The sequence below is a fragment of the Brevundimonas sp. genome (assembly GCF_029946145.1).
GTDB lineage: Bacteria > Pseudomonadota > Alphaproteobacteria > Caulobacterales > Caulobacteraceae > Brevundimonas.
The window spans coordinates 1-19074 of the sequence record NZ_JAQSDY010000011.1; the positions used below are offsets into that span (position 1 = coordinate 1).

20 protein-coding genes are annotated in these 19074 nt (G+C 69.2%); 10 read left to right on the forward strand and 10 right to left on the reverse strand.

Features of this window, described 5'->3' with window-relative positions:
• Window positions 1-109: 109 nt before the first annotated feature.
• The 5 genes from pgsA to PSV23_RS04140 form a co-directional block, all read right to left on the reverse strand.
• The gene (gene pgsA / locus PSV23_RS04120) at window positions 110-745 is read right to left on the reverse strand and encodes a CDP-diacylglycerol--glycerol-3-phosphate 3-phosphatidyltransferase (protein WP_300466252.1); all 636 of its coding nucleotides are present in this window, start codon (window positions 743-745) and stop codon (window positions 110-112) included.
• A 73-nt stretch (window positions 746-818) separates the two neighbouring features.
• Window positions 819-1442 (reverse strand): carbonic anhydrase, encoded by a 624-nt coding sequence (locus PSV23_RS04125; RefSeq protein ID WP_300466253.1) that lies wholly within the window; start codon window positions 1440-1442, stop codon window positions 819-821.
• Between the two features lie 40 nt (window positions 1443-1482).
• On the reverse strand, window positions 1483-2760 hold the full coding sequence (locus tag PSV23_RS04130; RefSeq protein ID WP_300466254.1) for a divalent metal cation transporter: 1278 nt from the start codon (window positions 2758-2760) through the stop codon (window positions 1483-1485).
• Window positions 2761-2857: 97 nt separating this feature from the next.
• Window positions 2858-4747 (reverse strand): excinuclease ABC subunit UvrC, encoded by a 1890-nt coding sequence (gene uvrC, locus PSV23_RS04135; protein ID WP_300466255.1) that lies wholly within the window; start codon window positions 4745-4747, stop codon window positions 2858-2860.
• Between the two features lie 16 nt (window positions 4748-4763).
• Complete coding sequence (locus PSV23_RS04140) at window positions 4764-5210, reverse strand: DMT family transporter (protein WP_300466256.1); 447 nt, start codon at window positions 5208-5210, stop codon at window positions 4764-4766.
• Between the two features lie 205 nt (window positions 5211-5415).
• Here PSV23_RS04140 and PSV23_RS04145 point away from each other — a divergent pair, with 205 nt between their 5' ends.
• The 6 genes from PSV23_RS04145 (at window position 5416) to PSV23_RS04170 (ending at window position 8944) form a co-directional block, all read left to right on the forward strand.
• Window positions 5416-6177, forward strand: a complete 762-nt coding sequence (locus PSV23_RS04145; protein ID WP_300466257.1) for an SDR family oxidoreductase — start codon at window positions 5416-5418, stop codon at window positions 6175-6177.
• A 3-nt stretch (window positions 6178-6180) separates the two neighbouring features.
• Window positions 6181-6573 (forward strand): dihydroneopterin aldolase, encoded by a 393-nt coding sequence (folB, locus tag PSV23_RS04150; RefSeq protein WP_300466258.1) that lies wholly within the window; start codon window positions 6181-6183, stop codon window positions 6571-6573.
• 76 nt (window positions 6574-6649) lie between these two features.
• On the forward strand, window positions 6650-7387 hold the full coding sequence (locus PSV23_RS04155) for a hypothetical protein (protein ID WP_300466259.1): 738 nt from the start codon (window positions 6650-6652) through the stop codon (window positions 7385-7387).
• A 14-nt stretch (window positions 7388-7401) separates the two neighbouring features.
• The gene (locus PSV23_RS04160) at window positions 7402-7821 is read left to right on the forward strand and encodes a hypothetical protein (protein ID WP_300466260.1); all 420 of its coding nucleotides are present in this window, start codon (window positions 7402-7404) and stop codon (window positions 7819-7821) included.
• 120 nt (window positions 7822-7941) lie between these two features.
• Window positions 7942-8229 carry a GNAT family N-acetyltransferase gene (locus tag PSV23_RS04165; RefSeq protein WP_300466261.1) on the forward strand — a complete coding sequence of 96 codons (288 nt, stop codon included), beginning with the start codon at window positions 7942-7944 and terminating at the stop codon, window positions 8227-8229.
• An 88-nt stretch (window positions 8230-8317) separates the two neighbouring features.
• Window positions 8318-8944, forward strand: coding sequence for a DUF4126 domain-containing protein (locus tag PSV23_RS04170; RefSeq protein WP_300466262.1), 627 nt, complete (start codon window positions 8318-8320; stop codon window positions 8942-8944).
• Here the strand turns inward: PSV23_RS04170 and PSV23_RS04175 are convergent.
• The 3 genes from PSV23_RS04175 to PSV23_RS04185 all read right to left on the reverse strand — a co-directional run bounded on the left by PSV23_RS04175 (window position 8941) and on the right by PSV23_RS04185 (window position 12277).
• Window positions 8941-9252 (reverse strand): hypothetical protein, encoded by a 312-nt coding sequence (locus PSV23_RS04175; protein ID WP_300466263.1) that lies wholly within the window; start codon window positions 9250-9252, stop codon window positions 8941-8943. The genes PSV23_RS04170 and PSV23_RS04175 overlap by 4 nt on opposite strands.
• Before the next feature lie 102 nt (window positions 9253-9354).
• Window positions 9355-10380 (reverse strand): tRNA dihydrouridine(20/20a) synthase DusA, encoded by a 1026-nt coding sequence (gene dusA / locus PSV23_RS04180; RefSeq protein ID WP_300466264.1) that lies wholly within the window; start codon window positions 10378-10380, stop codon window positions 9355-9357.
• A 40-nt stretch (window positions 10381-10420) separates the two neighbouring features.
• The gene (locus tag PSV23_RS04185) at window positions 10421-12277 is read right to left on the reverse strand and encodes a monovalent cation:proton antiporter-2 (CPA2) family protein (RefSeq protein WP_300466265.1); all 1857 of its coding nucleotides are present in this window, start codon (window positions 12275-12277) and stop codon (window positions 10421-10423) included.
• Between the two features lie 150 nt (window positions 12278-12427).
• Between PSV23_RS04185 and PSV23_RS04190 the strand changes: the two genes are divergently transcribed.
• Both PSV23_RS04190 and PSV23_RS04195 read left to right on the forward strand, forming a co-directional pair.
• Entirely contained in the window at window positions 12428-14266 is a 1839-nt protein-coding gene (locus PSV23_RS04190; RefSeq protein WP_300466266.1) for a von Willebrand factor type A domain-containing protein, read from the forward strand.
• 196 nt (window positions 14267-14462) lie between these two features.
• Entirely contained in the window at window positions 14463-15653 is a 1191-nt protein-coding gene (locus PSV23_RS04195; protein ID WP_300466267.1) for a winged helix-turn-helix domain-containing protein, read from the forward strand.
• A gap of 142 nt (window positions 15654-15795) precedes the next feature.
• Here PSV23_RS04195 and PSV23_RS04200 read toward each other — a convergent pair whose 3' ends face one another.
• Together PSV23_RS04200 and PSV23_RS04205 are read right to left on the reverse strand one after the other, a co-directional pair.
• Window positions 15796-17289, reverse strand: coding sequence for an aldehyde dehydrogenase family protein (locus PSV23_RS04200; RefSeq protein WP_370460996.1), 1494 nt, complete (start codon window positions 17287-17289; stop codon window positions 15796-15798).
• Window positions 17290-17385: 96 nt separating this feature from the next.
• Entirely contained in the window at window positions 17386-17778 is a 393-nt protein-coding gene (locus tag PSV23_RS04205) for a hypothetical protein (RefSeq protein ID WP_300466269.1), read from the reverse strand.
• Window positions 17779-17943: 165 nt separating this feature from the next.
• Between PSV23_RS04205 and PSV23_RS04210 the strand changes: the two genes are divergently transcribed.
• The gene (locus PSV23_RS04210; protein WP_300466270.1) at window positions 17944-18354 is read left to right on the forward strand and encodes a CBS domain-containing protein; all 411 of its coding nucleotides are present in this window, start codon (window positions 17944-17946) and stop codon (window positions 18352-18354) included.
• 104 nt (window positions 18355-18458) lie between these two features.
• A complete protein-coding gene (locus PSV23_RS04215; protein WP_300466271.1) occupies window positions 18459-19037 on the forward strand; it encodes a hypothetical protein in 579 nt (192 codons plus the stop codon).
• Window positions 19038-19074 lie beyond the last annotated feature (37 nt).

Below are 19074 nucleotides of genomic sequence, written 5' to 3' on the forward strand. Positions count from 1 at the left end.
AGTGGCTAGTGGCTAGTGGCTAGTGGCTAGTGGCTAGTGGCTAGTGGCTAGTGGCGCACGACGCCCAACCAGCGCAAGTCACTAATCACTAGCCACTAGCCACTGCTTCCTACAGCTGGCTCATCTTCTGCTGGGCCTTCGAGAAATACTGCCAGCCGGTCCACAGGGTGACGACGGCGGCCAGCCAGATCAGGATGTAGGCGAAGACCTGGAAGTGAGGCTGCCACTCCAGCGGCAGGCCGAAGCCGTCCCACAGCAGGGCGATCTGAAGGCAGCCGAGGGCGACCATCTGCAGCACCGTCTTCCACTTGGCCAGCAGGGTGACCGGCAGCTTGACCTTGCCGGCGACGGTCTCGCGCAGGGCCGAGACGGCGAACTCGCGGAACAGGATCAGGCCGCAGGGGATGGCGATCTGCGGCAGGGCGCCCCAGGCCAGGACGCCCAGGATGGCCCCCGTGACCAGCACCTTGTCGGCGATCGGATCGAGGATGGCGCCCCAGCGGGTCGTGGCGTGCCAGCGGCGGGCCAGGAAGCCGTCGACCCAGTCGGTCGAGGCGGCGACCACGAAGATGACGAAGGCGGTGCGGCCGAAGCGGAACTGGTCGTCGGGGCTCAGATACTCGGACAGGAACGGAATGCCCTGCGGCGCCGCCCCGGCCAGGATCAGGAACATGATGACCCCCGCGATCAGACGCAGGCCGGTCAGGATGTTCGGAATGGGATTGGCGTGGGGATTGGGTGTCATTGGGGGCGCTCCGATACCTCAACGCGATCTGCCACGCTTCGCTGCATGAAGCGAGACGTCTGGTCTCGCCGACCTAGCCCAGCACCTCGAACCGGGCGCCGCGCAGGGAGCGCAGAATCCCGTCGGCGATGCCGAAATGGACGCCGCTGAGCGCCAGCGTGCCCGCCGCCTCGCGTTCGGCGATCCACGGGAAGGTGCGCAGATTGTCCAGCGACAGGCGAACCACGGCCTCCTCGGCGGCCTGCATGAGATCCTCGGGCGGGCATTCCTCGCAGACGCGGCGGACGGCCGACGCGCCCTGCGCCACCCAGGGGGCGACGAAGTCCTGGCAGTCCGCGGGCGCGCCGTGGATCATGGCGTTCACGCCGCCGCAGAGAGCGTGGCCCATGACCATGATGCGCGAGACGTTCAGCACCTTGACCCCGAACTCCAGCGCCGCCGAGACGCCGTGCAGATGGCCGTCGGGTTCATAGGGCGGGACCAGATTGGCGACGTTGCGGACCACGAACAGCTGGCCGGGCGCCGTGTCGAAGATCAGGGCGGGATCGGCGCGGCTGTCGGAACAGGCCACGACCAGGGTGTGCGGCTTCTGGCCATCGGCGGCGAGCGCTTCGTATTCGGCCCGGGCCTCGGGCCAGTGGTCTTCACGGAAGCGGCGGTAACCGGAGAGCAGGGCGTCGCGGGATTCGTCGGTCATGGGATCGGTATAGGCAATCCGCGCTCATTGGGGGAGAGGGTCACCGCCAGCTCATGACGAACATCGTAACCGCCGCGGCGCCCATGCAGGCGGTGGCGAACCAGCCCATGACGCGCAGCGGCAGCGGGGCGACAAACACGCCCATTTCGTCGCGACGCGACGCGACGATCATCATCGCCGCCATCAGCGGCACCGCGATCACGCCGTTGACAACGGCGCTCCAGAACAGCGCCTTGATCGGGTCCAGCGGCGAATAATCGATCGCCACGCCCACCAGCACCGCCAGGCCGATCACCGTGTAGAAGCCTATGGCGTCGCGAGGCTTGTGCTCGAGCCCGACGGGCCAGCCCCGCGATTCACACACGGCGTAGGCGGCCGATCCCGCCAGCACGGGCACCGCGAGCAGGCCTGTGCCGATGACGCCCATGCTGAACAGCGCATAGGCCAGGTCGCCCGCGATCGGACGCAGGGCGCGGGCGGCGTCGGCGGATGTCTGGATGTTGGTCACGCCTGCGGCGTGCAAGGTCACAGCCGTGGTCAGGATGATGAAGAAGGCGGCCAGATTGGCGAAGCCCATGCCGAAATAGGTGTCCCAGCGAATGCGGCTGAGCTGGGCCGGCCCCTGCTCGGGATGGTCGATCAGCGGGTCGGTCGTCGGATCGGCTTCTTCGTCCTCGACTTCCTCTGACGCCTGCCAGAACAACAGATAGGGGCTGATCGTGGTGCCGAAGAGCGCCACGATCATCGTCACCGTCGCCCCGGTGAGCGCGAGTTGCGGCATGACCGTGCGCCGCGCGACTTCGCCCCAGTCGATATGCACCGTCAGCGCGACCGCGAAATACGCCAGAAGCGCCAGCGTCAGCCATTTGAGGAAGCGGACATAGCGGTGATAGGGCACCAGGATCTGAAGCGTCAGGGACAGGCCCGCGAAGATCAGGGTGAAGACGTGACGCCCCCAGCCCAGGGCCAGCTCCGCCGCCGCGCCCATGGCGGCGAGGTCCGCGCCGATGTTGATCGTGTTGGCGATGAACAACAGCGCGACCAGGCCGGTCACCACAGGCTGGGGAAACACCCGACGCAGATTGGCGGCGAGCCCGTGTCCGGTGACGCGGCCGATCCGGGCGCTGATCAGCTGGATCGAGGACACCAGCGGATACAGGAACACCATGGACCAGAGCATGTTGACGCCAAACTGCGCGCCCGCTTGCGAATAGGTGGCGATGCCGCTCGGATCGTCGTCAGCCGCGCCCGTTATGACCCCTGGGCCCAGCCGCTTGAACATCGCCGCGCGGCGCAGCTTGCCGGATGTGGGTTCCATCGCATGATCCAGTCCGACCGGCGCTCAGGGCGCATTCCCGATACAGCCGCGCGCACCGTACCCGATAACTGAGGGTGCTGCACAAACACCCGCTGACTCAGCGCTGCGCCGCCGGATGGAAGAAGGCGTGAATGCGTTCGGCCATGGGCTGGTTGATGCCCTCGACCTTGACCAGATCGACCACCGAGGCGCGGCCGACGCCCTTGGCCGAGCCGAAGGCGTGCAGCAGGGCCTTCTTGCGGCCGGGGCCGACGCCCTCGATTTCGTCGAGGGGGTTCTTCTTGATGTCCATCGAGCGGCGGGTGCGGTGGGCGCCGTTGGCGAAGCGATGGGCCTCGTCGCGCAGGCGCTGGATGTAGTAGAGGGCCGGCGATTTCAGGGGCAGCATGAAGGGCGGGCGGCCCGGCATGAAGAACCGCTCCATGCCCGCGTCGCGGTCCGGCCCCTTGGCCACGCCGACGGCGGTGATGTCGTCCAGACCCAGATCGGCCAGCACGGCCAGCACCTCGGCCAGCTGGCCGGCGCCGCCGTCGATCAGCAGCAGGTCGGGGCGGACCACCTCCTCGCCGGCGTCCTCGTCCTTCACGAGGCGCGAGAAGCGGCGGCGCATGACCTCGCGCATCATGCCGTAGTCGTCGCCGGGGGTCAGGTCCTCGCCGCGGATGTTGAACTTGCGATATTGCGACTTCTGGAAGCCCTCGGGCCCGGCCACGACCATGCCGCCGACGGCGTTGGTCCCCTGGATGTGGGCGTTGTCGTAGATCTCGATCCGCTCGGGCCGGCTGTCCAGGCCGAAGGCCTCGCACACCTCGTCGAGGATTTTGCCCTGGGCCGAGCCCTCGGCCATCTTGCGGCCCAGCGCCTCGCGGGCGTTGGTCAGGGCGTGGTCGACGAGGCCGAGCTTGTCCCCGCGCATCGGCCGCGCGATCTCGACCTTGCGTTCGGCCTTCATCGAGAAGGCCTCTTCCAGCAGCTCCAGCTCGTGCGGCCGGACATTGGACAGGATCAGGCGCGGGATCGGCTTGTCCTCGTAGAACTGGCCGAGGAAGGCGGCGAGGATTTCGGGGTCGGTGTCGGTCTTGTCGACGCGCGGGAAATAGGCCCGGCCGCCCCAGTTCTGGCCGCCGCGGTAGAAGAAGACCTGGACGCAGGCCTGACCGCCCTCGGAGAACAGGGCGAAGACGTCGGCCTCGGCGACGCCGTCGGCGCTGACGGAATTTTCCATCGAGATGGCCGACAGGGCGCGGATACGGTCGCGGACGCGGGCGGCCTGTTCATAGTCCATGGCCTCGGCGGCGGCGCTCATCTCGTCGGACAGGCGGGCGATGACGGCGCGCGACTTGCCCTTCAGGAAGGCCGAGGCCTCGTCGACCAGACCGGCGTAGTCCTCGAGCGAGATCAGACCGGTGCAGGGGGCCGAACAGCGCTTGATCTGGTGCAGCATGCAGGGCCGGGTGCGGGTCTCATAGACGCTGTCCGAGCACGACCGGAGCAGGAAGGCCTTCTGCAGGGTGTTCAGGGTCCGGTTGACCGCCCAGGTCGAGGCGAAGGGGCCGAAATAGTCGCCGGGCGTGGTGTGGGCCCCGCGATGCTTTCGGACCTGTGGGGCCCGGTGGTCCTTGCGGATCATCAGCTCGGCGAACGACTTGTCGTCGCGCAGCACGACGTTGAAGCGCGGCTTGAGCTGTTTGATGAAGCTGGATTCGAGCAGCAGGGCCTCGGTCTCGGAGGCGGTGATGACCAGCTCCATCGAGCGGGTCAGGGAGACCATCAGGCCGATGCGCTGGGTGTGGAACCGGCCCTGGGCGTACTGGAGGATGCGCTTCCTGATCGAGCGCGCCTTGCCGACATAGAGGCAGGTTCCGTCCTCGCCGTACATGCGGTAGACGCCCGGTTTGTCGGGCGCCCGCCGCGCCTCGTCGCGGATCAGGTCGGCCGCGACCAGGGCGGTCGGCGGCGAATCGGCGGGCAAGGTCTCCTCGGTCATCGGGACCGATATAGGCCTAGAAGCGGCGGACCATAAGCACACCGGCCAGAACCAGGGCGACGCCGGCGGCGCGGCCGAGGCTGATCGGAGCTTTCGGTACGCCGAAGGCGCCGAAATGGTCGAGCATCAGACCGGCGAGCAGCTGTCCGGCGACCATCAGGGTGATGGTCAGGGCGACCCCCAGACGCGGCACGCCCCAGGCCGCGGCGACGACGAAGATCGCGCCGTACAGGCCGCCGACCCAGGCGTACCAGGGCAGGGCGCGGGCGGCCGTGATGTCCGGCTTCGCCTGCAGGATCATGGCGACGATGCCCAGGGCCGCCGTACCGACGGCGAACGAGACGAAGGCGGCGTTCACCGGCGAGCCGACGGCGCCCATCAGCCTGGCGTTCGTCGGGGCCTGAAGGGCGGTGGCGCCGCCCGCGAGAATGACGGCGATCATCGAGAAAAGCGCGGGGTTCATTCCGTCGCCTGTATCATCCCGGCCGGCACGCCGCACCGGTCAAGATTCCGGTCGCGCCCAACGATCGCGCCCCGCCATCCTTGAACAGCGGGGCGCGGCGCTTTATTGCGGGCGGCGTTCAAGGAGCTTTCCATGCTGGCCCTCTACATCATCCTCGGTTTCGTCGCGGTTATCGCCGTCATCAACTTCATCGAGTTCGGCCGGGTTGACTGACCACCCCGTCCGTTCCGGCGCCGCGCTGGTTACGGGCGGCGGCAAGCGGATCGGGCGCGCGATCGCCCTTGAGCTGGCGCGAGCCGGCTTTGACGTCGTCATCCACTATTGTGCGTCGGAAGAGGCGGCCGAAGCGGTCGCCGAAGAGATTCGCGCGCTCGGCCGCAAGGCCGCGACCGTAAAGGCCGATCTGGCCGTCGAGGCGCAGGTGACGACGCTGGTCCCCGCCGCCGCCGAGGCTATCGGCGGGCCGCTGGCCGTGCTGGTCAACAACGCCTCTGTTTTCGAGGACGACCGGGTCGGGTCGCTGGGCCGCGACACCTGGGACGCCCATATCGAGACCAATCTGCGCGCGCCGATCGTGCTGGCCGAGGCCTTTGCCGGACAGGCGCCGGACGGGTCCGCGATCGTAAACCTGCTGGACCAGAGGGTGCTGAAGCCCGATCCCCGCTTCATCTCCTACGCCCTGTCGCGGAACGGTCTGTGGTGGGCCACGCGGACGCTGGCGCAGGCGCTGGCCCCCCGCATTCGCGTCAATGGCGTCGGGCCCGGGCCGACCCTGCCCTCGGTGCACCAGAGCGCGGCTGACTTCGAAGCCGAGGCCCGCGCCGTGCCTCTGCAACGCGCCGGCAGCCCTGAAGCCGTGGCCCAGGCCGTGCGCTGGCTGGTGGACGCGGAACTGGTGACGGGCCAGATGATCGCCGTCGACGGGGGCCAGCATCTGGCGTGGCGCACCCCGGACATCCTGGAGTAGGCCGTGAGCGTAACCCCCCTGCCCTTTGCCGGCGCCGGCGCCCCCCGTCTGGAGGGGCTGACGGTGTTCGTTCGCGGGCTGACGCTCGAGGCCGGAATCGGCATCCACGACCATGAGCTGGGACGGCTGCAGCGGCTGGTCATCGACGTGACGCTGGAGCTGTCGCCGGAGCCGGTCGAACGACTGGGCGACACCGTCAACTACGAGACCGTGGCCGCGGCCGCGCGCGCCATCGTCGCCGAGGGCCATGTGGGCCTGGTCGAGACCTTCGCCCAGCGGCTGGCGACCGCCTGCCTGACGGATCCGCGGGTGCGGCGCTGCGCCGTGCGAATCGAGAAGCCCGGGGCGCTGGACGGCGCGGCGGCGGCGGGTTGCGAGGTCGTGCTTTCGCGCTGACCGCGCCTTGGGACTGGGCGGTTGCGCGGGGCGCGAGGGGCCGTCATACCTTGGACCAGACGACAAGGACCCGTTGATGGCCGAACCGGGCGATCCCTCGAATGCTGACGATCACGACGACCTGATCGGCTTCGCCTCCCCGGCGTCGCTGCAGGGCCGCACGCGCGAGCCGGCGGCGGGCGCCGCGGACGATGCGGAACCGACAGCGGCGATCGAGCCGGAGCTTCCGCCGGCGTCCGAAGCCGAGCCGGAGCCGGAGGTTCAGCCCGAACCAGCGCCCGAGCCCGATCTGTTCGAGACACGCACGGTCTGGACGTCGGCCCCGGCGCAGCCTGAACCGGTCGCGGCCGCGCCCGAGCCGGCTGCCGTCGCCGCTCCCGCCGAGCCGGCCGCGAGGCCCGTCGAGGCGGGGTCCGTGTTCGAGCTGTCTCCCGAGACGCCGATGCGCCGACGCCGCCGCGATCCCGGCGCCGACCTGCCCAACGGAGGAATGGGTCTGTATGCGGTCTATGCCCTGATCCTGTTCGCCGTGCCGACGGTGGGGGTGTCGGCCGTGGTCGGCCTGCTGGCCGTGACGGGCCGTTCGGGGCCGGACGATGCACTGTCGCGCTCGCACTTCATCTACCAGCAGCGCACCCTGTGGACCGCCGCCGTCGCGACCGTGGCCGGCCTGATCCTTCTGGCCGCGCCGTTCGCCCTGGGCGTGCCGATTCTGTTCCTTCTGGCGCTGTGGCTGGTGCTTCGCGGCGCTTCGGGCGTTTGGACGCTGAAGTCCGGCCAGCCGATCGCTGATCCGCGCGGCTGGTGGATCTGACGGAGAGACGACCCATGGCCGATGCGAATCCCGTCGCGGGCAAGGCGATAGAACCGCGCCCGGGCCATGAGTCCGAGGGCAAGCCGGCGGCGCTGATCGCCTGGGGGCTGTACATCCTGTCCCTGCCCAGCGCGAACCTGCTGGTGATCGTCGGCCTGATCGTCGCCTATGCCGGACGGGGCGGCGCCACCGGCCTGGCCCGGGCGCACATCGAGGCCCAGATCGGCCTGTTCTGGTCGGTGTTCTGGTGGACCATCCTGCTGTGGATCGGGATCGCCATCTGCGGGATCAGCTTCTTCGCCGCGCCCGTGACGGGGATCGTCCTGGTGCCGCTGGCGCTGCTGCTGGGCCTGGCGCTGTTTTTCCTGACCGTCTGGTTCACGATCAAGAGCATCATCGGCCTGATCCGTCTGTTCGACGACAAGGCCCCCTGATCGCCTGAGGCGGCGGCGTCACGACCGGCGCCAAAATCCGCATTTCGGTGATTGAAGGGGGAACACCCTCCCGGCCGCCGTGTTGGCCCCCTGTCCGCCGGCAAACACGAGAGCACCGAGATGACCGAGTTCCGCGACGTTCGAGACGAACACAGATTCGAGCAGGGCTTCACGGACGCCGACGGTCAGTTGCGGACGGTGTTCGCCGACTATGCCGTGCAGGGATCGACGCGGGTGATCCTGCATGTCGAGGCTGATCCGGCGCTGCGAGGTTCGGGCGCGGCGGGTCGGTTCATGCAGGCGCTGGCCGAACATGCGCGGGCGGAACAGTTGAAGCTTCAGCCGCGCTGCAGCTACGCCGTCGCCTGGCTGAAACGCCACCCGGAATTCGACGACATCGTCGCCTGAAATCCTCCCCATCGGGTTTGACGGAATAGCCGATGGAGCGGGCAGGCGTTCCCGCGCATTGTCATGTTTGACGATACGGAGCCGCCCCATGCCCGACCTCGACCTGTCTTCCGTCAGCGCCGCCGCGGGGCCGTTGCAGACCTGGATCCTGCCTGCCCTGCTGGGGCTGGGACTGGCGTCGGCGACGGGCCTGCGGACCTTTCTGCCGCTGCTGATGCTGGCGTTGGCGGCGCGGTTCGAGATGTTCGGCGTGCGTCTGATCGATCAGATGGACTGGCTGGTCTCGTGGCCGGCCATCGCGGCCCTGACCACCGCCACGGTCGCCGAGTTCGCGGGCGACAAGGTGCCGGCCATCGACCACGCGCTGAACGCCGTCGGCTATGTCACCCGACCGGTGGCGGGGGCCGTGGCGGCGGGCAGCGTGTTCTGGGGCGTGGACCCGGCGGCCGCGGCCATCGCCGGGATCATCGTCGGCGCGCCGGCGGCCCTGGCCTTCAACGCGGCGCAGACGGGGGTGCGGGTGGGATCGACGGCCATGACCGCAGGGCTGGGCAATCCAGTGGTGTCGCTGGTCGAGGATTTCCTGGCCTTCGTGACGGTGATGATCGCGTTTCTGGCGCCGATCCTGATCCCCATCGTGATGGTCGTCTTCGCGGTGCTGGTGTTCCGGCTGGCGCGGCGCATCCGCGACCGGAACGATCCAGGGCCGGCCTAGAGGCTGCGGCCGACGATGGCCTTCAGGGTTTGCGCCCTGGCGGGCAGGTCGGACGCCAGCCGGCCCGCCAGTTCGCGGGCGCCGACGGGATAGGCGTCGCCTCCCCGGGCGATCTCCTCCGCCATGGCGGAGGCCTGCATCAGGACCTTTTCCAGGGCCTCGACCTGTTCAACCGCGAGGGCGCGGGCTTCCATCTGAAGCCGTTTGACGCGGTCCGAAGTGGTCTCGGGCGCGCGCATCAGATCGTAGATTTCGGACTCGGCCGCGACCAGGCGAAGGTCGGGTTTGGCGGTCGGGTTCTTGGTCATGGGTTCAGGTCTCCTGACCTGAAGCAATGCGAAGCGCCGCCGTGGCGTTCCCGCTTTAACCCTCTCGGACGCGTCATCCGCGCGGGCTGTGACTCCGGTGCATCAGGCGGCCTCGCCACGCCGGTCCAGGCGGGACTCGGCCTCACGCACGGCGTCCACAGCCTTGTCCACAACCTCGAGCCCGGCGCCCGGGCGAATGGCCTCGACGGTCAGGATGCGGCGGAAGGCGCGGGCCCCGGCGCGGCCGTGCATCACGCCCAGCATGTGGCGGGTCATGGCCGCCAGATGGACGCCCTCGGCCAGACGCGCGGCCATGTAGGGACGGTAGGCGTCGATGGCTCCGAAGGCGTCGACATCGGGCGTCGCCGCGCCATACAGGCGACGGTCGGCCTGGCCGAGAATGGCGGGCTCGTGATAGGCGGCGCGGCCCAGCATGACGCCGTCCAGCCGGACCCCGTCGCCAGGATCGTCATGGGCGTCCAGATGCGCCTCGGCCTCGTCCAGCGAGGCGATTCCGCCGTTGATCGAGATCGACAGATGCGGCCGCTCGCGCTTCAGCCGCCGCACCAGCGCATAGTCGAGCGGGGGCACGTCGCGGTTCTCCCTGGGCGACAGACCCTTCAGCCAGGCCATGCGGGCGTGGACGATGAAGGTCCCGATCCCGGCGGCGGCGCAGGCGTCGACGGTTTCGAACAGCGAGACCCGCGGGTCCTGATCGTCGACGCCGATGCGGCATTTGACCGTGGCGGGGACGGAGACGGCGTCCTTGATGGCGGCCATGCAGTCCGCGACCAGCTGCGGCTCGCGCATCAGGCAGGCGCCGAAGCGGCCGGACTGGACCCGGTCGGAGGGGCAGCCGACGTTCAGATTGATCTCGTCATAGCCGAAGGCCGCGCCGATGCGGGCGGCCTCGGCCAGCTGATCCGGATCGGAACCGCCGAGTTGCAACGCCACCGGATGCTCGACCGCGTCGAAGCCCAGCAGGCGCTGGTGGTCGCCGTGCAGGATCGCCGGGGCCGTGACCATCTCGGTGTAGAGCAGGGCGTTCGTCGTCAGGGCGCGATGGAACGCCCGGCAATGCCGGTCGGTCCAGTCCATCATGGGCGCGATCGAGAGGCGGCGGTTCATCGGGCGCGGGCTCTACACCAAAGCGGCGGCCGATGCGACATCAGACGCCGGCCTTCTGCCGCTCCTCGCCGTCCTCCAGCGCCTCGGCGGCTTCCTCGTTGAGCGCCTGGCCCTCGCGGCGGGGTTTGACATAGGGCTCGGGACGGGTGGTGCGGATGTTGCCGCGCATCAACGAGCGGCCCCCCCGGATGCCTTCGGCCAGCTGAAGGTCGAAGCGCGCCTCGTCGCGGCGACGCACGTCCTCGATGGTGTCGCGCGCCTCCTCCTCGGAGAAGCCCAGGTCGATCAGCACCTGATAGCCGAACACCAGGGCGCTCTCGAAGGTCTCGCGCAGCTGGTATTCGACGCCGGCCTGGACGAGGCGGATGGAGTGGCCGCGGTCGAAGGCGCGGACGAACAGTTTGGTCAGGGGGAAGGCTTCCTTGACCACCGACACGATCTGGTCGGCGACCTCGGGCTTGTCGACGCAGACCAGAATGGTCTCCGCCTTCCCGGCGCCGGAAGCGCGCAGCACGTCCAGCCGCGAGCCGTCGCCGTAATAGACCTTGAAGCCGAACGTGCCGGCGGCCTGGATCATCTCGACGTCCGTATCGATGATGGAGACATCGACATCGCGCGCCAGCAGGGGTTGGGACACCACCTGGGCGAAACGGCCGAAGCCGATGATCAGCACGCGCTCGCGCAGGTCGCGGGCGTGGTCCACGCCATCCGCGTCGTCCGCCGACAGGGATTCGTCGGGCCGCAGCCGGTCGGCCAGCATGACCCGGAGCGGAGTCAGGGCCATGGACAGGATGACCACCGCCGACAGGATCGCGGCCGTTCGGGCGTCGAACAGGCCCAGGACGAAGGCGGTGGAATACAGAACGAAGGCGAACTCGCCCCCCTCGCCCATCAGGGCGGCGCGCAGCAGGCCTTCGCCGTGCTTCTGCCTGAGCCGGGCCACGGCGTAGACCGCGACCATCTTGGCGGTCATGAAGGCGGCCAGCCCGCCCAGCACCCAGGCCCAGTCGGCGACCACGACACGCAGGTCCAGCGACATGCCGACGCTGAGGAAGAACAGACCCAGCAGGAGACCCCGGAACGGCTCCACGTCCGCCTCGAGCTGATGGCGGAAGGTCGATTCCGACAGCAGCACGCCGGCCAGGAAGGCCCCCATGGCCATCGACAGCCCGCCGAGGTTCATGGCCCAGGCCGCGCCCAGCACGACCAGAAGGGCGCCCATGGTCATGACCTCGCGCCCGCCGTAACGGGCCAGCAGGCGGAAGAAGGGGTTCACCACCCACCGGCCGGCGACATAGACCAGGGCCACGGCGGCCACGGCCAGACCGATGGTCATCCAGATCGGATTGCCGGTCTCGACCGCCGAGCCGTAGGTCCCGGCCAGAACCGCGATCAGGGCCAGCAGCGGCACGATGGCGAGGTCTTCGAACAGCAGTATCGAGACCACCCGCTGCCCCGCGGGGTCGGCGTTCTCGTTGCGCTCTTCCAGCAGCTGCATGACGATTGCGGTGGACGACAGGGCGAAGCCGAAACCGGCGATGACGGCGGCGTGCCAGGCCAGCCCGGCCAGCATGGCGATGCCTGTCAGCAGGATGGCGCAGGCCAGGACCTGGACGGCGCCCAGACCGAATATCTCCTTGCGCAGGCTCCACAAACGGGCGGGCCGCATCTCCAGTCCGATGATGAACAGGAACATGACCACGCCGAACTCGGCGACGTGCAGCACCGACTCCGGATCGTCCACCACGCCCAGCACCGAAGGCCCGATCAGCAGGCCGGCGGCGAGATAGCCGAGCACGGCGCCCAGACCGAAACGGCGGAACAGGGTGGCGGCCACGACCATGGCGGCCAGCAGGGCCACCGCGTGGCCCAGACCCATGCTGGTCGTCTCGTGCATGCCGGTCCCCTGTTGCGAGGCCGGATAGTGGGGGGTGATGCGCGGTTGCGCCACCCCGCGATTGTCGAACGCCGTCCGCCGAGAACGCCACAGTTTCGCCCGAGACGGGTCCGCCTCATGATGATCTGACAACCTAGGAGAGATGCGCCGATGACCGTCGTTCCGCTGAAACAGGCCATGGCCGGGGTGATGAGCCTGGCGTTGGCGTCTCCCGTCGCCCCCGGCGCGCTGGCGCAGTCCGGCGGGAGGCCGATCGATCCCGACAAACCGTCGGACGGCGTGGTCTCCGCCGCGGCCTGCGCGCCCTTCGGCTTCAACATTCCCGACCGGACATCGCTGGAGCACGTCGTGGTCACGGGCAGCCGCATAACCCCCGGCGCGCCGGTCACGGGCGGACCGCCCCCGCCCATGCCAATGGCTCCCCCACCTCCGCCTCCGCCACCGCCACCGCCGGCCTATGTCGCAGCGAACGGGACCCTCGCCATAGCGCCCACCCAGCGCCAGGACCGGCTCGCCCCTGCCTCTCCTCCGGTCATCGGCCGGATCACGCAACCCGACACCGAACGCTATCCCGACGCCACGCCCAATCCGGTCCGGCGGGTGGCCGACGAGCCGGTCTCGACCTTCTCGATCGACGTCGACACGGCCAGCTATTCCAATGTCCGGCGCTTCATCGACGAGGGCCGCGCCCCGCCCGCCGACGCCGTGCGGGTCGAGGAGATGATCAATTATTTCGACTACGGCTATGACCGCCCGGCCTCGGCGACCCAGCCGTTCGCCGTCACCACGGCGGTCGCGGCCTCGCCGTGGTCGCCGGGCCGTCAGATCGTGCATGTGGGCCTGCAGGGCTATGAGCTGCCCGCCGACGAGCAGCGGCCCCTGAACCTGACCTTCATGGTCGACGTCTCCGGCTCGATGCAGACGGCCGACAAGCTGGCGCTGGCGAAGAAGTCGATGAACCTGATCATCGACCGGCTGCGGCCGCAGGACCGGGTGGCTGTCACCTTCTACGCCTCGGACGTCGGCACCGCCGTGGGGCCCACGCCCGGCGACCAGAAGCTGAAGCTGCGCTGCGCCGTCGAGACGCTGAACGCCGGCGGCTCGACCGCCGGGGCGCAGGGGATGGTCAACGCCTACCAGCAGGCCGAGGCCGCCTTCGGCCGCGACAAGGTCAACCGGATCCTGATGTTCACCGACGGCGACTTCAACGTCGGCGTGACCGACAACCAGCGGATCGAGGACTATGTCGCCGCCAAGCGGGGCACGGGCATCTATCTGTCGGTCTACGGCTTCGGGCGCGGCAACTACCAGGACGACCGGATGCAGACGATCGCCCAGGCGGGCAACGGCGTGGCGGCCTATGTCGACGACCTGAACGAGGCGCGGCGGCTGTTCGGCCCGGCCTTCGGAAGGGGCGCCTTCCCCATCGCCGACGACGTCAAGATCCAGGTCGAGTTCAATCCGGCGCGGGTCAGCGAATATCGCCTGATCGGCTACGAGACCCGGTTGCTGAACGAGGAGGATTTCGCCAACGACCGCATCGACGCGGGCGAGGTCGGGTCCGGCGCCTCGGTCACGGCGCTCTACGAGATCACGCCGGTCGGCGGTCCCAGCCAGATTCCGGAGCGGCGCTATGACCAGAACCGGATCGGCGTCGGCGGCGGCGATCCGGACGGCGAGGTCGGCTTCGTCCAGGTGCGCTACAAGCTGCCGGGCGAGCGGGACTCGCGGCTGATGCAGCATGTGCTGTCCAACGCCGGGGGCGGCCGGGTCAGCGCCCAGCCGCCGGAAAGCACGCGCTGGGCCATGGCGGTCGCGGCCTTCGGCCAGCGGCTGCGAGGCGATCCGTGGATGGCGGAAGGCTATGGCTGGAACGACATCCTCGAACAGGCGCAAGGGGCGCGCGGCGAGGACCCGTACGGTGAACGGGCCGAGTTCGTGCAGATGGTCAGGGCGGCGCAGGGGCTGCCGGCGCGGGCGAGGCCGTAACGATTCCCTTCTCCCCTCGGGGGAGAAGGTGGGCCGCGAAGCGGCTCGGATGAGGGGGCTTTCGCCGATACGACACGGCGGCTGGCGAGCGAACCGAGCCAGCCCCCTCATCCGTCAGGCCGCGCCTGACACCTTCTCCCCCGAGGGGAGAAGGACGAGGGTCGCGCCGGCTATCGATCCCGCATAGCTTCCTGACGTGACCGAAACCCTCTCCCCCAGAACCGCACGCCGCATCGCCCTGGCCGCCCAGGGCTTCGGCAAGCTCCGCCCGGCGGCGCCCGGACGGACCCATGTCCGCGACGTCGCGCGCCGCCTGGGCGTGATCCAGATCGACAGCGTCAATGTGGTGACGCGGACCCACTATCTGCCTGCCTTCTCGCGGCTGGGCGACTATCCGCGCGAGGCGCTGGAGGCCGAGGCCTGGGGGGCGCGCCGCGGTCTGTTCGAATACTGGGGACATGAGGCGTCGCTGTTGCCGCTGGAGATGCAGCCGCTGCTGCGCTGGCGGATGGAGCGGGCGCGCGGCGGGGCCATGTGGACCGGGCTGTCCCGGTTCGGACGCGAGAAACGGGACTATATCGACGGGGTCCTGGCCCGGATCGAACGGCGCGGACCGGTGACCGGCGCGGACTTCGCGGAGGGTCCGCGCGGGGCGCCCGGCTGGTGGTCATGGTCAGACGGCAAGCGGGCGCTGGAATGGTTGTTCTGGTCCGGACTGATCACCACGAAGACGCGCAATGGCTTCGAGCGGGTCTATGACCTGACGGAACGGGCCCTGCCCGCCCGGATCGTCGACCTGCCGACACCCGACGACGCGGACGCCCAGCGCGAACTGGTGCGCATTTCGGCGCGGGCCATGGGGGTGGCGACGGGAGCCGATCTGCGGGACTATTTCCGGCTGCCGCTGGCCGACACGCGCGAACGGGTGGCGGAGCTGGTCGAGGCCGGGGAGCTGACGCCGGTGTCAGTGAAAGGATGGCGGCAGCCGGCCTATGTCGCCGTCGGCGCAAGGACGCCGCGCAAGGTGGCCGGTGCGGCCCTGCTGTCGCCCTTCGACAATCTGATCTGGGCGCGCGACCGGACCGAGCGCCTGTTCGACGTGAAGGTGCGGCTGGAAATCTACACCCCGGCCCACAAGCGGGCCCACGGCTATTACGTCCTGCCCTTCCTCGAGGACGAGGCGATCACGGCGCGGGTCGATCTGAAGTCGGACCGCAAGGCGGCGAGACTGCTGGTGCAGGCGGCGTGGCGCGAGCCGGACGCGACGGCGGAAACAGCCGTGCGGCTGGCGGCGGAGCTGCGGCGGATGGCGGGGTGGTTGGGGCTGGAGAGCGTCGAGGTGGTCGGCAAGGGCGACCTGGCCGCCGCACTGAAAGACGCGCTGTAGCTCTCCCTCCCCCTGCATGGGGAGGGACGATGGCGAAGCCATCCGGGTGGGGTTCGAAGGGGCCGGAGCTCGGACTGACATGCCCCACCCTGTCGTCGCTGCGCGCCGACATCCCTCCCCACAAGGGGGAGGGAGAAGCAGGTCAAACGTCGAACTTCACGCCCTGGGCCAGCGGCAGGCTGGTGGAAAAATTCACCGTCTGGGTCTGGCGGCGCATATAGGCCTTCCAGGCGTCAGAGCCGGATTCACGACCGCCGCCGGTGTCCTTTTCGCCGCCGAAGGCCCCGCCGATCTCGGCGCCGGACGGGCCGATGTTGACGTTGGCGATGCCGCAGTCCGAACCCCAGGCGGACAGGAAGGCTTCCGCCTCGCGCACACTGTCAGTGAAGACACAGGAGCTCAGGCCCTGCGGGACGTCGTTCTGCATGGCCACGGCTTCTTCGAAATCAGACCAGGTCAGGACGTAGAGGATGGGGGCGAAGGTCTCGTGCTGAACCACCGCGGTCTGGGCCGGCATACGAACGATGGCGGGATGGACATAGACGCCGTCGCACTGGACCCGGTCGCCGCCGACGACGATCTGGCCGCCCTGTTCGACAGCCTGCGACAGGGCCGTCTCGAACCCGTGCGCCGCCGCGTCATCGATCAGCGGGCCGATCAGGACCCCGGCCTCGCGCGGATCGCCGATGGGCAGGGTTTCGTAGGCCGCCTTCAGCCGGGCGATCAGGCCGTCCGCGATGCTCTCGTGCACCAGCAGACGTCGCAGGGTGGTGCAGCGCTGGCCGCAGGTGCCGACGGCCGAGAAGGCGATGGCGCGGACGGCCATGTCGAGGTCGGCGCTGGGGGTCACGATCATGGCGTTGTTGCCGCCGAGTTCCAGCAGACTGCGGCCGAGGCGGGCGGCCACGGTCCGGGCCACGGCCTTGCCCATCCGGGTCGAGCCGGTGGCGGAAACCAGAGCGATGCGCGGATCGGCGGTCAGGGTTTCGCCGGCCTCGCGGCCGCCGATCACGAGTTGGGACAGACTCTCGGGGGCGTCCCCGAAGCGGGCGGCGGCGCGATCGAAGATGGCCTGTGTCGCCAGCGCCGTCAGCGGCGTTTTCTCAGACGGCTTCCAGATCACCGGATCGCCGCAGACAAGGGCGAGGCAGGCGTTCCAGGCCCAGACCGCGACCGGGAAGTTGAAGGCCGAAATGACCAGCACCGGCCCCAGCGGCTGCCACGTCTCGCGCATGTGGTGGCCGGGACGTTCGGAGGCGAGGGTGAGGCCGTACAGCTGGCGCGACAGGCCGACGGCGAAGTCGCAGATGTCGATCATCTCCTGAACCTCGCCGAGGCCTTCGGAGACGATCTTTCCGGCTTCCAGCGTGACCAGGCGCGCAAGGTCGTCCTTCGACGCGCGCAACTCCTCGCCCAGCAGGCGGACCAGTTCGCCGCGGCGGGGCGCCGGGACGCGCTTCCATGCGTGGAAGGCGGTCACGGAACGGGCCGTGACGCCTTCGAGATCGCCTGTTTCGGCCAGGGCGCCGGCGCTGGAGCCATCGACCGGCGAGCGGGTCGTCAGCGCTCCGCCCCAGACGGCCCCGTCCACACCCAGTCGTTGCAGGATGGCCTTCGCCTCGTTCGCCGCCGTCATCGTCATCTCCGGTTCGAGGCTGCGGCTTAGCCGCAGAGCCGGACAAACGAAAGGCCGCCCCGTCGCCGGGGCGGCCTTCTGTTCTCCCCGCCGGTCCTACCAGCGGTCGCGGCGGTCCATCCGGAGCATGGCCTGGATGCGGTCCAGACGGTAGCTCAGGGCCGCGTACTCCCGCTGGCCAAGTCGGCCGTCGCGGGCGTAGCGCCATTCCAGGCTGCGGTACTGCTGCATCTCCCAGCCCAGGCGCCGGGCTTCGCCCCGGCTGACGCGGCCGTTGTAGGCGACGCGGTTGATCTGCTGCGCGAGGCGCTGCGCGCGGTACTGCAGGTCGTTGCCGTAGCCGCGGTTGTAGCCGTAGCCCTGGTCATACCCCGGCGAGCCGACGCCGATGGAGAAGGTGACGTTCTGGGCCAGCGCCGGCGTGGCCGTCATGACCGCCGTCGCCGCCAGCGTGGAAAGCAGGGCCTTCCGGATCATGGCGGTTTTCATTGTCGTATTCCTCATCCTTCCGATCCGGAGCGGACCGTGGAGGCAGAAAACCACGCGGGGCCTGACACGACCCTGAGGGCCTCGTTGTCTGGCAGTCATGTGGCTGAACCGGAACCGGCGGCGCGGGCGGGGGTTTTGACGGCAACCCATCCAAGGAGAGACCCGATGAAAGTTCGCGACGTAATGAGCAAGGACGTCCAGGTCGCCCGCCCGGGCGATACCGTCCAGGAGGTCGCCTCGCGCATGGCGGCCGGCGATTTCGGCTTCATGCCGGTGGCCGACGGCGACACGCTGATCGGCACGATCACCGACCGGGACCTGACCGTCCGGGCCCTGGCCCAGGGCGCCGCGGCCAGCGCGCCGGTGGTGGAATACATCACCCGTGATCCGCATACGGCCAATGCCGACGATGACCTGAAGACCGTGCTGGACGCCATGGGTACGAAGCAGATCCGCCGCCTGCCCGTCCTGGACAAGGACAGCCGTCTGGTCGGGGTCGTCTCGCTGGGCGACCTGTCGACCCGGGTGAAGGAAAAGTACGCGGGCGAAGCGCTGGAAGACATTTCGCGGGCCTGATCCGGCTCGGGTGAAGCCGGCGTTTACGTCTGCTTCACCCTATCGCGGAACCGGCTGTTCATCCGCGACGGCGCACTCTGGGCGTCCAGGATCGGGAGACATGGATGGCGCGCGCGCAGTTCCAGAAGGGACAGAAGGTCTGGGTCGAATGCGTCGGCGCATGGGCCCAGATCGAGAAGGTCCAGCCCGTCTGGGCCAAGGGATTCGAGGAACCCGTCCGCGTCACCTACGACGTCGGCCTGGGCCGGGAATTCCTGGGGCACGAACTTCTGCTGCCGACCGAGGACCCCGCCGCCAACACGGGCGAGGCGTGGCGGCTGATGCGGGCCCGCAACAAGTGGCAGAGTGCGGACGACTGTCCCCATCATCCCTTCCCCGGCACCTATCCCGTGGTCGTGACCGACAAGGCCGACTGGGGTGGATGGCGCGTGCCCGGCGCGGAGTATGACCGCGACCCCGACCAGATCGAATTCCAGGCCCGCCTGATCGCGGCCTCGCCCCGGCTGCTGGCCCTGGCCGAGCGCCTGGTAGGGTCGGTGGACGAGGCGCCCGACGACGCGCCGCCGGAGCTTCAGGAACTGGCGCGCGTGGCGCGCGCGGTGCTGAAGACAGTCACGGACGTTCTGGTCTCGCCGACCGAGATCGCGGGCGGCGCAACCCAGCGGGAAACGCAGGCCGCCTGAAACCGTTGATGGTTCCGAACCAAGGCTCGACAGGAAT

Bases quoted from the DNA above. Each gene is read 5' to 3' on its own strand.
- PSV23_RS04130 (WP_300466254.1), bottom strand. From the start codon at position 2,760: ATGGAACCCACATCCGGCAAGCTGCGCCGCGCGGCGATGTTCAAGCGG.
- PSV23_RS04160 (WP_300466260.1), top strand. From the start codon at position 7,402: ATGGCCGATGCGAATCCCGTCGCGGGCAAGGCGATAGAACCGCGCCCG.
- PSV23_RS04155 (WP_300466259.1), top strand. From the start codon at position 6,650: ATGGCCGAACCGGGCGATCCCTCGAATGCTGACGATCACGACGACCTG.
- PSV23_RS04190 (WP_300466266.1), top strand. From the start codon at position 12,428: ATGACCGTCGTTCCGCTGAAACAGGCCATGGCCGGGGTGATGAGCCTG.
- pgsA (WP_300466252.1), bottom strand. From the start codon at position 745: ATGACACCCAATCCCCACGCCAATCCCATTCCGAACATCCTGACCGGC.
- PSV23_RS04210 (WP_300466270.1), top strand. From the start codon at position 17,944: ATGAAAGTTCGCGACGTAATGAGCAAGGACGTCCAGGTCGCCCGCCCG.
- PSV23_RS04200 (WP_370460996.1), bottom strand. From the start codon at position 17,289: ATGACGGCGGCGAACGAGGCGAAGGCCATCCTGCAACGACTGGGTGTG.
- uvrC (WP_300466255.1), bottom strand. From the start codon at position 4,747: ATGACCGAGGAGACCTTGCCCGCCGATTCGCCGCCGACCGCCCTGGTC.
- PSV23_RS04140 (WP_300466256.1), bottom strand. From the start codon at position 5,210: ATGAACCCCGCGCTTTTCTCGATGATCGCCGTCATTCTCGCGGGCGGC.
- dusA (WP_300466264.1), bottom strand. From the start codon at position 10,380: ATGAACCGCCGCCTCTCGATCGCGCCCATGATGGACTGGACCGACCGG.
- PSV23_RS04215 (WP_300466271.1), top strand. From the start codon at position 18,459: ATGGCGCGCGCGCAGTTCCAGAAGGGACAGAAGGTCTGGGTCGAATGC.
- PSV23_RS04175 (WP_300466263.1), bottom strand. From the start codon at position 9,252: ATGACCAAGAACCCGACCGCCAAACCCGACCTTCGCCTGGTCGCGGCC.
- PSV23_RS04165 (WP_300466261.1), top strand. From the start codon at position 7,942: ATGACCGAGTTCCGCGACGTTCGAGACGAACACAGATTCGAGCAGGGC.
- PSV23_RS04170 (WP_300466262.1), top strand. From the start codon at position 8,318: ATGCCCGACCTCGACCTGTCTTCCGTCAGCGCCGCCGCGGGGCCGTTG.
- PSV23_RS04205 (WP_300466269.1), bottom strand. From the start codon at position 17,778: ATGAAAACCGCCATGATCCGGAAGGCCCTGCTTTCCACGCTGGCGGCG.
- PSV23_RS04185 (WP_300466265.1), bottom strand. From the start codon at position 12,277: ATGCACGAGACGACCAGCATGGGTCTGGGCCACGCGGTGGCCCTGCTG.
- PSV23_RS04125 (WP_300466253.1), bottom strand. From the start codon at position 1,442: ATGACCGACGAATCCCGCGACGCCCTGCTCTCCGGTTACCGCCGCTTC.